This is a genomic window from Saccharibacillus sp. O23 (assembly GCF_002205895.1).
GTDB lineage: Bacteria > Bacillota > Bacilli > Paenibacillales > Paenibacillaceae > Saccharibacillus.
Map to the genome: position 1 here is coordinate 32,598 of NZ_NJDE01000008.1, position 12,428 is coordinate 45,025.

The 12,428-nt window shown below is 57.9% G+C and carries 9 protein-coding genes; 2 read left to right on the top strand and 7 right to left on the bottom strand.

Features of this window, described 5'->3' with window-relative positions:
- Positions 1 to 57: 57 nt before the first annotated feature.
- The 3 genes from iolC to iolA all read right to left on the bottom strand — a co-directional run bounded on the left by iolC (position 58) and on the right by iolA (position 3,535).
- A complete protein-coding gene (iolC, locus tag CDO73_RS10580; RefSeq protein ID WP_088488510.1) occupies positions 58 to 1,041 on the bottom strand; it encodes a 5-dehydro-2-deoxygluconokinase in 984 nt (327 codons plus the stop codon).
- Between the two features lie 60 nt (positions 1,042 to 1,101).
- Positions 1,102 to 1,920 carry a 5-deoxy-glucuronate isomerase gene (gene iolB / locus CDO73_RS10585; RefSeq protein WP_088488511.1) on the bottom strand — a complete coding sequence of 273 codons (819 nt, stop codon included), beginning with the start codon at positions 1,918 to 1,920 and terminating at the stop codon, positions 1,102 to 1,104.
- Between the two features lie 142 nt (positions 1,921 to 2,062).
- A complete protein-coding gene (gene iolA / locus CDO73_RS10590) occupies positions 2,063 to 3,535 on the bottom strand; it encodes a methylmalonate-semialdehyde dehydrogenase (RefSeq protein ID WP_088488512.1) in 1,473 nt (490 codons plus the stop codon).
- 279 nt (positions 3,536 to 3,814) lie between these two features.
- On the opposite strand from iolA, the gene CDO73_RS10595 reads away from it, so the two are divergent.
- Positions 3,815 to 4,564 (top strand): DeoR/GlpR family DNA-binding transcription regulator, encoded by a 750-nt coding sequence (locus CDO73_RS10595; protein WP_088488513.1) that lies wholly within the window; start codon positions 3,815 to 3,817, stop codon positions 4,562 to 4,564.
- A gap of 165 nt (positions 4,565 to 4,729) precedes the next feature.
- Here the strand turns inward: CDO73_RS10595 and iolG are convergent, their stop codons facing one another.
- The 3 genes from iolG to CDO73_RS10610 form a co-directional block, all read right to left on the bottom strand.
- On the bottom strand, positions 4,730 to 5,764 hold the full coding sequence (gene iolG / locus CDO73_RS10600; protein ID WP_088488514.1) for a bifunctional inositol 2-dehydrogenase/D-chiro-inositol 1-dehydrogenase: 1,035 nt from the start codon (positions 5,762 to 5,764) through the stop codon (positions 4,730 to 4,732).
- Positions 5,765 to 5,802: 38 nt separating this feature from the next.
- Positions 5,803 to 6,708, bottom strand: coding sequence for a myo-inosose-2 dehydratase (iolE, locus tag CDO73_RS10605; RefSeq protein WP_088488515.1), 906 nt, complete (start codon positions 6,706 to 6,708; stop codon positions 5,803 to 5,805).
- Between the two features lie 177 nt (positions 6,709 to 6,885).
- On the bottom strand, positions 6,886 to 8,136 hold the full coding sequence (locus CDO73_RS10610; protein ID WP_143536115.1) for an MFS transporter: 1,251 nt from the start codon (positions 8,134 to 8,136) through the stop codon (positions 6,886 to 6,888).
- Between the two features lie 322 nt (positions 8,137 to 8,458).
- On the opposite strand from CDO73_RS10610, the gene CDO73_RS10615 reads away from it, so the two are divergent.
- On the top strand, positions 8,459 to 10,945 hold the full coding sequence (locus CDO73_RS10615) for a S8 family serine peptidase (protein WP_088488517.1): 2,487 nt from the start codon (positions 8,459 to 8,461) through the stop codon (positions 10,943 to 10,945).
- Positions 10,946 to 11,557: 612 nt separating this feature from the next.
- Here CDO73_RS10615 and CDO73_RS10620 read toward each other — a convergent pair.
- Positions 11,558 to 12,349, bottom strand: coding sequence for a formate/nitrite transporter family protein (locus CDO73_RS10620; protein ID WP_088488518.1), 792 nt, complete (start codon positions 12,347 to 12,349; stop codon positions 11,558 to 11,560).
- Positions 12,350 to 12,428: the final 79 nt, after the last annotated feature.

The following is a 12,428-nucleotide window of genomic DNA, read 5'->3' on the forward strand; positions in this document are numbered from 1 at the left end:
TGTTTGAAATCAAGCGAACCCCGGTCTGCCGGATTTCGCCCGTCGTCTTGTCTCGGGTCAGGCATTCACGGATTGGCTGTCGATCAGCGCTTCGATCTCTTCCGCGCGCGGCATGGCGTCGGAAGAGCTGTGCCGGCTGACCACGATCGAAGCCGAAGCGCTTCCGTATTTGAGCGCGGTCTCCAATCCTTTGCCGTTGATATAAGCGTACAGGAACGCGGAAGCGTAAGAATCTCCCGCGCCGAACGTTTTGAGTACCTGCGTCTTGTAGGCATAAGCGCGGAACGTCTCGCCTTCGCGGGTATACGCGTAAGAGCCTTCGACGCCGTGCTTGATCACGATGATGCTCGGCGAATGACGGAACAATTCTTCGGTCGTCCGGTCGTTGGAACTGCCTTCGGCATTCTCCAGAATGTCGTATTCGTCGCGCGTGCCGATCACGATGTCGGACTGCTTCGCGACGAGCGAATAATAGACGGCCGTTTCTTCCGGCGACGTCCACGTATACGGGCGATAATCCAGTTCGAACGCGATCTTGACGCCGTTCCGCTTCGCGGACTGCACCGCTTTGAGCACCGCTTCGCGCGAAGGGCTCTGCGCCAGCGCCGTGCCGGATACGAGCAGGATTCCGGCTTGCTTGATATAATCTTCGTCCACTTCTTCCGGTCGGAGATACAAGTCGGCGACTTGATCGCGATACATCAGAATGCTGCACTCTTCCGGGCTTTTGATCTCGGTAAAAGCCAGCCCCGTCTTATGTCCTTCCCGATCGATCACGGTGCGGGACATATCGACGCCGGATTTCTCCATATAATCGCGGATAAAACGGCCGTGCTGGTCGTCGGCCAGTTTGCCGATAAATCCGGTCTTCAGTCCCAGCCTGGCGGACCCGATCGCGATATTGGCCGGAGAACCTCCGACATATTTCGAGAACGTCATCGTTTCTTCCATCGGTCGGTTGTATTCCGTCGCGTTCAGGTCGATACAGGCTCTGCCGATCGCGATCACGTCGAACTCCCGACGGTTTGCTGCGCTGCTCATCTTCTCACGGCCCCTTTGGCTTGAAGGTTAAGCGCGCGTTCGCCGCGCGCCGCAAAGCGATTACGGACGGTTCAGAATCCATTCGTGATCCGGGTCGTTATGGAATTTCCAGATCCGTTTCGGTCCGGCCATGACGTTCAGATAATACGAAGCGTAACCGTCCGGCACGCCGACCGGATGATAACCGACCGGCACGATCACGACGTCGCCGTGTTCGACCGCCATCGTCTCGTCCAAGCTTCGGTCGTCCGTGTAGACGCGCTGGAACACGAAGCCCTGCCGCGGGTCTATTTCATGGTAATACGTTTCTTCGAGCATCGATTCGTCCGGCAGGTTGTCTTGATCGTGCTTATGCGGCGGATAACTGGAGAAGTTGCCGCTTTCCGTATACACTTCGACGACCAGCAGGCTGCTCGCGGAAGGATCGGAATCCGGCAGGATATTATGAACGGTCCGGCGATTCTGATATTTCCCGCGCTGTTCCGGCTCGATTTCTGCGGCCGCCAACACCTTGGTCGGCAGCGGTTCCAGAGACGGCGCGTAGCAGAGAGCGGCGCGCGCGCCGGTCACGCCCGCGACCGAGAACGCTTTGCCTCCGGAGACGAATACGCTGTCCGTCGGCTTGCGCTCGAACACGCTGTCGCGGGTTCCGATATTTTCGAAAACATGCTCGTCTTGGGTGACGGTAATGCGTCCGGTCAACGCTACGATGCAGCATTCGTCGCCGTCCAGTTTTTCTTCGTACACGCTCCCCGGCTCCAGCTCGATCAGCCGGAACGCCACGTATTTCAGCCGGGAATCCCGCTTCAATACTTCTTGAACGACGGTCACGCCGCCGAGCTGTTTGTTCAGCGGTTTGCGCTGCAAATGGCTTGCCACATCTATTCCTCCTCTATCGTTCTCTCTGGTCCTTAGTACCTTGTCAACAATAAAGGTAGGAATACGCTCCCCTGAATCGCACTTGAAGCGTGTGCGTTTCAGTGAAACGTAAACCTCTGATTAAGAGTTGAAAGGGTACTCATCAATCGAATTTCGGTTCCGTATAACGCGCCGTCACGACTTTTTTGCGGGTATAGAAATCGACGCTGTCTTTGCCGTTCGCGTGCAGCGTGCCGTAGAACGAAGATTTCCAACCCGAGAACGGGAAGAACGCCATCGGCGCGGGAACGCCCAGATTGATGCCGAGCATCCCGGCATCGATATTTTCGCGGAAATAACGAACGGCGTGCGCGTTGCCGGTGAACAGGCAGGCTCCGTTGGCGAATTCCGATTTGTTGGCGATCGCGATCGCTTCTTTCAAGTTCTTGACGCGGATCACGGACAGCACCGGCGCGAAGATCTCGTCTTTCCAGATCGTCATCTCCGGCGTCACGCCTTCGAAGATCGTCGGGCCGATAAAGTAGCCGTCTTCCGACATGCGTTCGCGGCCGTCGGTCAGCAGCGTCGCGCCTTCTTCAAGTCCTTTTTCGATATAAGACAGCGTGCGCTGCTTGTTCTCTTCGCGGATGACCGGACCGAGGAATACGCCGTCGTCCAGACCGTTGCCCATCTTCACGCCCAGCGTCTTCTCTTTGAGTCGGGCGATAAATTCGTCCGCGATGCCTTCTTCGACCGTTACGACCGCGCAGGCCATGCAGCGTTCGCCCGCCGAACCGAAAGCCGCGGAGACGACGTTGGTGATCGTGTCGTCGAGGTTGGCGTCGTTCAGCACGATCGTGTGGTTTTTCGCTCCGGTCAGCGCCTGCACTCTTTTGAGGTTCTCGCTGCCTTTCTTATAGACGTATTCGCCGACCGGCTTGGAGCCGACGAACGAGACCGCTTTGATCTCCGGATGTTCCAGAATGCCGTTGACCACGTCATGCGCGCCGTACACGATATTGAATACGCCGTCCGGCAGTCCCGCTTCGGTGAACAGCTCGGCCAGCTTCTCCGTCAGCAGCGGCGTGCGTTCCGACGGCTTCAAGATGAACGCGTTGCCCAGCGAGATCGCCATCGGGAACATCCAGCACGGCACCATCATCGGGAAGTTGAACGGCGCGATGCCGCCCACGACGCCGATCGGATACCGGTAATTGGCCGCTTCCACGTCGGTCGCGATCGAAGCGAGCGAATCGCCCATCATCAAGGAAGGCGTGCCGGCCGCGAACTCGACGTTTTCGATTCCGCGCTGCACTTCGCCGGAAGCTTCGCCGAGGCTTTTGCCGTTCTCGATCGTGATCAAGCGGGCCAATTCGTCTCTATCCCGCGTCAGCAATTGCTGATAGTTGAACAGAATCCGGGCACGCCGGGGCACCGCGACCTTTTTCCATTTCTCGAACGCCGCCTGCGCGACTTCCGCCGCATATTCGAGATCTTCGCGCGTGGACAGCGGAACCTGACAGATCAATTCTTTGGTAGCCGGGTTGTAGACGTCCTCGTATCGAGTCGTCTTGCTCTCCACCCATTTGCCGCCGATATAATTCTTCAACTTTCTCGTCGTCGCCGTTGCAGACATCTTCGCTCTCCTCTCGCAGCCGTTACGGGGCCGCTCTCGTGAACTCGGGGATTATCGGACTTTCGCTTCTTTTTTTGATCATGTTTTGATTATATGTTCATGATAGGCAACTTCAAGAAGCGCGTCAAGTCTATAAAAAGAATTAAAAGACGAATGTAAGCGTAATTATGGAGTATTTTTGATCGTTTTTGGCTAATAAACTTGATTTAATTAATTATATGTTGATTATATGTTGTCATCCTTTTATAATCTTCGTATCAACTTTACAGGAGAATGCTTATGAAAACCCGACGGCTGCAGGAGATCGAAGCGTACATCCATCTTCAGAAAAACGTAACGCTGGACGAGCTGTGCACGGCTTTCGACGTATCCAAAAATACGATCCGCCGCGATATCAACGAGATCCTGCGCAAAGGCACCATCGAGAAAGTCTACGGAGGCGTCGTCTCGGTCTCCGAATTGATTCCGTTCGAGAACCGCAACGTCAAACGTCCGGACGAGAAAGCGCAGATCGGACGGATGGCCGCTTCCCATGTCGAAGATCATGATCTCGTGTTCATCGATTCCGGAACGACCACCCGCATGATGATCGATTGGATCGACCCCGACAAGAAGCTCACGATCTTGACCAACAGTTTGGATATCATCAACAGCGCGGCCGAGATGCCCAACGTGGATCTGCTCGTCATCGGCAGCACTTACAAACGCCAGACGCGCTCGTTCGTCGGCGTCGACGATGCCCGGACGCTCGAACGGTATAACGTCAACAAAGCGTTCATGTCCGCGACCGGCGTCAGTCTCGCGCACGGTCTGACCAACTCCGATCTGCTCGAATACGAGATCAAGAAGTCAATCGCCGCCCGTTCGGAGAAGCTGTTCCTGCTCGCCGATTCCAGCAAGTTCGGACGCTCGACCCTCCTGACCTACGCGTCGCTCCAAGACGTGGACGTACTGCTCACTTCCCGCTCGCTGCCCGAAGAATACGCGCGCTTCTGCCATACGCACGCGATCTCGCTGCATCAAGCGTAATCTCGGCGACTCTCTTATGCCGCCGCATCAAAAAACGGCTCGTCCACGGATGCTCGGATCCGTCGGCGGGCCGTTCGTTGTATTCGGAAAACGAGGCGAAGCGGATTCGGCCTCCGATCGACACCTCGTCGAATCCCGCTCCGCCTTATAGCGCGCGCCTTAAACTTAAGCCCGGCTCATCGCCTGTTCTTCGTACAGCGCAGGCTGCTCGCCCAGCTCGATGTCTTCGCGCGTTCCGCTCCGCTGCGCGCGCACGCAGGCATCCGCCGTGACGGCCGCGACATACCCGTCCCAAGCGGTCGGTCCCTGCGGCTCTCGGCCTGCGGACACCGTATCGATAAAGTCCTGAATCTCCCGATCGTACGCTTCGATAAACCGGTCTTTCCAATCCATCATGACGGCGCTGCCGCGAACCGCTTCTTTGCGGAACGTCAGGCTTGCCGGTTCCGGCAGCTTGACGATGCCTTCTTCTCCGACCACTTCGCATTGAATATCGTAACCGTAGCGGCAGTTGACGAAGATCTCCGCCGTGATCAGCACGCCGCCGATCGTCTCGATCAGAACCACCTGCGGATCGGACAGATGATCGGGAGCATGAACCGTTTTGCGCGGGAAAGACACCTGAACGGACTTGTAATCGTCCCGAATCAGCCAACGCAGCACGTCGATCTCGTGAATCAGTGTGTCCGTGATCGCCATATCGGTCGTATACGCAGGCGCCGAATTCGGATTGCGGTGGGCGCAGCGGATCATGAGCGGCTCGCCGATAAAGCCCTCGTCGATCGCTTTCTTCAATTGAACGTAGCCGCTGTCGTAACGCCGCATGAATCCGACTTGCACGAGGCGTTTGCCGTGTTCGATCTCCGCTTCCATGATCCGCCGGCAGCCTTCCGCCGTCGTGGCGAGCGGTTTTTCGCAGAACACGTATTTGCCCGCTTCGATCGCGGCCAGCACGCTCTGTTCATGCGCCGGCCCCCAGCTCGCGATCAGCACCGCGTCGATATCGCCTTGTGCCAGCAGTTCGCGGTCGTCCGCGAATACCCGGGCTTCCGGCGCGTAATCGCGCGCCGCCGACTCGGCCGCTTCCCGGTTCACGTCCGTGACCGCCGTAATGAGTCCGCCCGACAGATTGCGGCTGATGCGCCGAATATGATCCCGCCCGATGGCTCCCGTACCGATAACGCCGATCTTCAATGTCATGTTCTTTGTTCCTCCCCCGTAATGGTTCCTTGTCCGAATCAATGTCCGACCGAAGTCGAAGCGAGCAGCTTGCTGTCGATATAACGGCGCGCCATCAGCGCGTATTCGAGCGGGTGAGCCACTTCCGGGTCCTGCTCCGCTTCGACGACGATCCAACCTTTGTATCCGTGTTCCCGCAGGAAAGCAAACACTTCTTCGAACGGTACGCAGCCGTCGCCCGGAACGGTAAACATGCCGATCAGGAAAGACTGCATAAACGATTTGCCGTCTTGTTTGCAGCCTTCGAGCACTTCCGCGCGCACGTCTTTGAAATGCACGTGGGCGATCCGTCCGACGTGTTTGCGCAGCAGGGTCATGCAGTCGCCGTCCGAAACGAACAGATGTCCCGTGTCGTAGAGCAGATGCACTTTGCGCGGATCGGTGCCTTCCATAAGGCGATCCACTTCCGCGGCCGTCTGAACGCCGGTTCCCATATGATGATGATAGACCAGCTTCAGCCCGTACTCCTGCGCGATCTCGCCCAATTTGTCCAATCCCGCGCACAGTTTATCCCAGTCCTCGTCCGCGAATACCGGTTTATCGGCAAACACGTTATGCGCCGACCCTTGAATGCTGCCCGTCTGTTCGGAGACCACGATCACGTCGGCCCCGACTTCCCGCAAATACTCGCATTGCTTGCGGAATGCCGGTTCGACGGCGTCGATTCCGTCGCGAATAACGAAACTGCTGAACCATTGGCCGGCGATCCGCAGATTGCGAAGCCGCAGCTCTTTGTTCAATACCTGCGCTTCCGGGAAAAATCCGCCGACCTCCGTCCCTTCGAATCCGGCTACGACGATATCGCTCAGCAGATGCGACAGCGTGTTGCCCGCCCCGATCTCCGGGATGTCGTCGTTTCGCCAGCCGATCGGCGCGATTCCCCAAGTGATCCCTTGTGTGTTCATGATATTCCCCTTCGCGATAATGTATTGATAAACTTTTGATTATTATGTGATTATATATTAAGTCTAAAAACGCTTACAGTCAACTTGTTTAGCGGCGATTTCGAGGCGGATTCGCGAAAACGCGAAAAGCCCCGCGTCTTCTTGACGGGGGCTTTGCGAATGCTTTTCCTATTCAGGTCAAACGGGCTTGCGCGCAGTCGATCGCTCGTCGATCTCGTAGGTCTTGAGATCGCGCAGCATCGGGAACAGGAACATCCAGATCACCGCGACCGCGAGAGTTCCCATCCCGCCGATCACGGTAGCCGGAACCGCGCCGAACAGTCCGGCCAGCGTTCCCGATTCGAACTCGCCGAGCTGGTTGGACGTGCCGATGAACAGCGAGTTGACCGCATTCACTCGTCCTTGCATATCCTGCGGGGTGTTGATCTGCACCAGCGTGGAACGGATCACGACGCTGACCACGTCGGACGCGCCGATCAGCAGCAGCGCGAACAACGACAACCAGAGGTTCGTCGAGACGCCGAACAGGACGGTCGCCAGCGCGAACACGACGAGCGAACCGAACAGCATTTTGCCGAGCGAATTCTGCATGGAGACGCGGGTCAAGATCACCGAGACGGCTAAGGCTCCCACGGCCGGAGCGGCGCGCAGCAGGCCGAGCCCCCAAGGGCCGGTCCGCAGCACGTCGTCGGCGAAGATCGGCAGCAGCGCCGTCGCTCCTCCGAGCAGAACCGCGAACAGATCGAGCGAGATCGTGCCGAGAATAATCTTCCTTTTAAAAACGAAACGAAGTCCGCTCAAGAAAGAATCCATGCCGACGGCGTCGCTTTTCTTGACGAACCGGACGACTTGGACGAGAAAGACGAGCACGGCCGACAGCAGCAGCGCGGCCAACGAAGCGCCGTAAGCGTACGCGGTGCCGAGCGCGACCAGCACGCCGCCGAGCGCCGGACCGACGATCATCGCGGTCTGGCCGGCGGAAGCGGACCAAGCGGCCGCGTACGGAAGCTGCTCTTTCTCTACCAGATCGGGCACGAGCGCAGCGCTTGCCGGCGCTTCGAACGTCCGGCAGGCTCCGAGAACGGCTGCGCCCAGAAGAATGTGCAGCGGGTCGAGCCAATGCTGAAGACTCCCGAGCAGGAGCAGCGCGACGACGACGGCTTCGATCAGTTGGCACAGGTACACGATGGTCCGGCGGTCGAAGCGGTCCGCGACGTGACCGGCCGGCAGCGTCAGCAGCAGCATGGGCAGGAATTGGGCCAGTCCGACGAGTCCGAGCTGGAAGGCGCTGCCGGTCAGCGCGTACATCTGCCAACCGATCACGATCGACAACATCTGAAAAGCGGTCGTCGAGAAGATTCGGGCCGTCCATAACCGCATGAACGAAGAGTTCCGGCGAACGGACGACCGGGCATGAAGATCGGTCACGAGGTATTCAGTCCTTTCCGGGCGATTGCGAACCTTTCTCCCCGAGCTCCCTAAGGTCGGTTCAAAAAGGATATCGCCGCTTGTTTTTAGTAGTCTGTAAGAATACTACTCTCGACCATAGATAAAGTCAATCGTTTTGTTATGTAAAAGACGACTTATCCGACTGCAAGCGGTTCGCTTCCTTTAAAAAAAGCATAAAATCTTCTAGTCGTTTGGCTTCGTAGGAGCTAATGTTCGTTCCTTCGTCTGCCGATATAGGAGAAAGTCAGCAAAACGGACGTTTTGCCTATTATGCTGCTTATATCAGGGGAGGTCCTTCATCATGAATAAAAAACATCTGTCTATCGCGCTGTCTTCCCTGCTCGCCCTGCCGTTATTGTCCCAAGCGGGAATGTCTCCTGTTCTTGCGGACTCGGCAGCGGCCGAAGGTTCGGAACAAGAAGTCTTGATCGTATATAAGAACGACGACGGACGCGAAGCCGCGCTCGAACAGAGCGAAGAAGTGCATCACGAATTCGAGACCGTGCCGGCCGTATCGGCTTCCGTCAATCCGGAAGAACTGCACGATCTGGTCCGCAACCCGGATATCGCGTACGTCGAACGCAACGTTGAATTTCAGGTGACCGACGACGAATCGACGCCGACGGGCGATTCGCAGGTTACCGGTACCAGCTCGACGCCGGCCGCCAACGACGTCGAGAAAGTCCGTTGGAACTACGAACAGGTCTCGCCGCAGACGATGTGGAAGCAAGGGTTCACCGGCGCGGGCGTCAAAGTAGCCGTAATCGATTCGGGCATCGCGGCGCATCCCGAACTGAAGATCGCGGGAGGCATCTCCACCGTCGGACCCGATCTGAGCTCGAATTATGCCGACGACAACGGTCACGGCACGCACGTAGCCGGCATCATTGCCGCCGACAGCGGCAGCGGCCGGGTCGCGGGCATGGCTCCGGGCGTCTCGCTCTATGCGGTCAAAGCGCTGGGCGCAGACGGCAAAGGCACGCTTCAAGACGTCGTGGAAGGGCTGGACTGGGCCATTCAGAACAAGATGGACATCATTAACTTGTCGCTCGGCGGCGATACCGATTCGCAGCTGCTGCACGACATGGTCGACAAAGCTTCTAATCAAGGCATCCTGGTCGTCGCTTCGGCAGGCAACAGCGGAAGCGCAAGCAACGTCGATCAGGATACGGTCAATTATCCGGCCCGATACGACAGCGTCATCGCCGTCGCGGCCATCGATCAGAACCTGAAACACGCGGATTTCTCTTCGGCGGGTCCCGAAGTCGATATTGCCGCTCCGGGCGTGGATATCACGTCCACTTACCTGAACGATCAGTTCGCGACGGCCAGCGGAACTTCGCAAGCGGCTCCGCACGTCACGGGCGAGCTGGCGCTGCTCAAAGAAAAGAATCCTTGGGCTTCGGCCTCCAAGCTGCGCGCGATCTTGTCGAGCTACGCCGAAGAGTTCGGCACGCCGGGCCGCGACAATCTGTACGGCGACGGCGTCGTGACCTTCAAAGAGAACGGAACCGATACGACCGCTCCGGCGGAAGTGACCGGCGCTTCGACGACCGCTTCGACTTCGGACAGCCTGACGCTGGGGTGGACGCTTCCGGCCGATCCGGACTTCAAAGAAGTGCGCATCTATAACGGTCCGGCCGTTCAACCGGTCGTTCCGACCGCAGCAAGCTATAAGTTCTCCGGTTTGACGCCGGAAACCGACTATTCTTTCCGCCTCACGACGGTCGATACGACCGGCAACGAATCGGCGGGCGTGATCGTGAACGGCCGTACGCAGGCCGTCCCGCCGACCACGGATACGACGACCCCGCCGTCCGGCGGCGGTTCGTCGACGCCGACGCCTAGCGATTCGGCGCAGACTCCGCCGGCGCAAGATCCGGCTCCGACCTCTTCGGCTCCGGCCCCTTCGGTGTCCGAGCCGGTGAACATCCCGGCGGCTCCGACGCCGGCTCCTTCGGGAGATAACGCGCAGATCCCGTCCGGCGGCGGCGGAGGGGGCGGCGGTTCCGCGGCTCCTGCTCCGTTCGGCGGCGGCGGTGGCGGTGGCGGCGGTGCAGCCGCTCCAGCGCCTAGCGCTCCGGCCGGCGGCGCTCCCGCAGCCGGAACTCCGGCGCCTAGCGTTCCGGCGGTCGTCGCGCCGAAACCGACGGCCCAAGCTCCGCAGACGCCTGCGCCTAGCGCTCCGGCCGTCTCGGCGCCGAGCGAAACGGCGGCGGCTCCGGCAGCCGAGAAGCTGCCTTTCTCCGACGTCTCCCCGTCGTATTGGGGACGCGACACGATCGCTTGGGCCTATGAACGCGGCCTGATCAAAGGCTACGCCGACGGCAAAGTCAAACCGACCGCCGCCGTATCGGAAGCCGAATTCTTGGCGATGCTGATCCGCGCGTTCGAACCGAACGTGCAGAACGCGACTTCCGGCAACTGGTCCGCCACGTATTACGCGCGCGCCAAGCAGTTGAACCTGCCGGTGCAAGGCGGCACTTCGGCCAAAGCCCGCACGCAGAACTTGACCCGCGTCCGCGTGGCCGAGATGCTCGCCGCCGCCAACGGCAAGAACTACGCGGGCAACGACGCGATCCGCTACGTACTGGGACAAGGCCTTGCCGGCGGAAGCAGCAAGACCGAGAAGACGATCGCTTCGTTCGTCGGCAGCCGGACATTGACCCGCGCCGAAGCGCTGCAATTCGTCAAGAACTTGACGGAGAAAGGCGTCGGCGAGCTGCAAGCCCGCCCGAAGACGGCCTCCGGTACCGCTTCTCTGCCTTCGATCCGTCAAGGATCTTGAGGCCTTCGAAAACAAGGTAAGAACAAAAAAAGGATACAAAAAGCACGCTCCGGTCGAGTTTTAGACCGGAGCGTGCTTCTTTTATGACTGAATGATTTTGTGTAAGGAACGGTTCTCTCTTCGCAAAATGATGCAGAAATCCATTATTTTTGCCAAAGTCAGCGTTTAAGCTCCGAATTGTTGCAATGATCCATCATTTTCATCCCTATACCGACAAAAAGAAGTATCCGTCCGAAAAATGATGGATTCTCGCAACATTTCCGCAGTCCAAGCACATTTACATTTTAAAAAGATGGATTTTTGCAACATTCCTTTTGATCGAGACGCCAGTCCGCCTACGCTCCATCTTGAGTCCATCCTTTTGCGAATCACAGAAAAAGGAGAGCACCCGACAATCACGATCGCCGATAGAATCGGTAGCTCTTCGTTGTTCGCGTCTTCATGAGCGAATCCTTTTCCGAATAGAGTTTCTCTTTCATAAACGCGCCCGGTTCCTCAACATTCGGCCGACTCTTCAGAGTTCGCTTGCACCAAAAAAGACGAAAGAACGGCTTCCGCCGCTCTCTCGTCTTTTCTTTTCTCGATTTGAATCTGCTTAAGACCTGCCTTCGATCAATGCTTGTCCTCTTCGTCGAGGAACGGCTTGTTGACCACGTAATACATGAAGCCCATCAGTCCGACGCCGCCGACCAGATTGCCGAGCGTGACCGGGATCAGGTTGTGCACGACGCCCGACATCGAGATCTCCGCCGGGTGATCGACGACGAGCGCGATCGCGAACGTACACATATTGGCGATACTGTGCTCGTAGCCCGAGATGAAGAAGCAGAATACGAACAGCATCATCGCGAACATCTTCGCGCCGTTCTCTTTCATGAACATCGGCACGAAGAACGCCATGCACACCAGCCAGTTACACAAGATCGCCCGGAAAAAGAGCTGGCTCGTCGGCGCTTCCATCTTGTGCTGAACGACGTTGAGCAGGAACCCGTTGATATCCGGCGAAGCGAACAATCCCGTCAGGAAGATGAATCCCGCGAAGAAAGCCGCTCCGAGCAGGTTGCCCGCGTAACTGAGCACCCACAGCTTGACCACTTCCGTCCATTGCAGCTTCTTGCGCAGCGCGGCATACGTGTAGTAGAACGTATTGCCGGTGAACAGATCGCCGCCGCCGTACGAGATCAGGATGATCGCCGCCCCGAACGTGAGCGCCGCCATCGGATAGGTCAGCGGGGAGTGTTCGAGATAGAAGAAACTGCCGGCGCGGAACGCGACGATGACGCCGAAGCCGATGAACATGCTCGCCAGAACCGAGCGCAGGATGTAGCGGACGACGCTTTGCTTGTAAATTTTGTGTTTTTTGAGCGCCAATAGCTCTACGTTTTTGAGTGCTTCTGTTTCCATGTCGACCTCCGCTATCGCCTAGAATTTGGATGGGAATAGACCGGGCAAAGTTCCGTAGATGCGATTGATTTATGCTTAA

Coding starts and splice junctions, on each gene's coding strand:
- iolC (WP_088488510.1), bottom strand. CDS start 1,041: ATGAGCAGCGCAGCAAACCGTCGGGAGTTCGACGTGATCGCGATCGGC.
- iolA (WP_088488512.1), bottom strand. CDS start 3,535: ATGTCTGCAACGGCGACGACGAGAAAGTTGAAGAATTATATCGGCGGC.
- CDO73_RS10595 (WP_088488513.1), top strand. CDS start 3,815: ATGAAAACCCGACGGCTGCAGGAGATCGAAGCGTACATCCATCTTCAG.
- iolG (WP_088488514.1), bottom strand. CDS start 5,764: ATGACATTGAAGATCGGCGTTATCGGTACGGGAGCCATCGGGCGGGAT.
- iolE (WP_088488515.1), bottom strand. CDS start 6,708: ATGAACACACAAGGGATCACTTGGGGAATCGCGCCGATCGGCTGGCGA.
- CDO73_RS10615 (WP_088488517.1), top strand. CDS start 8,459: ATGAATAAAAAACATCTGTCTATCGCGCTGTCTTCCCTGCTCGCCCTG.
- CDO73_RS10620 (WP_088488518.1), bottom strand. CDS start 12,349: ATGGAAACAGAAGCACTCAAAAACGTAGAGCTATTGGCGCTCAAAAAA.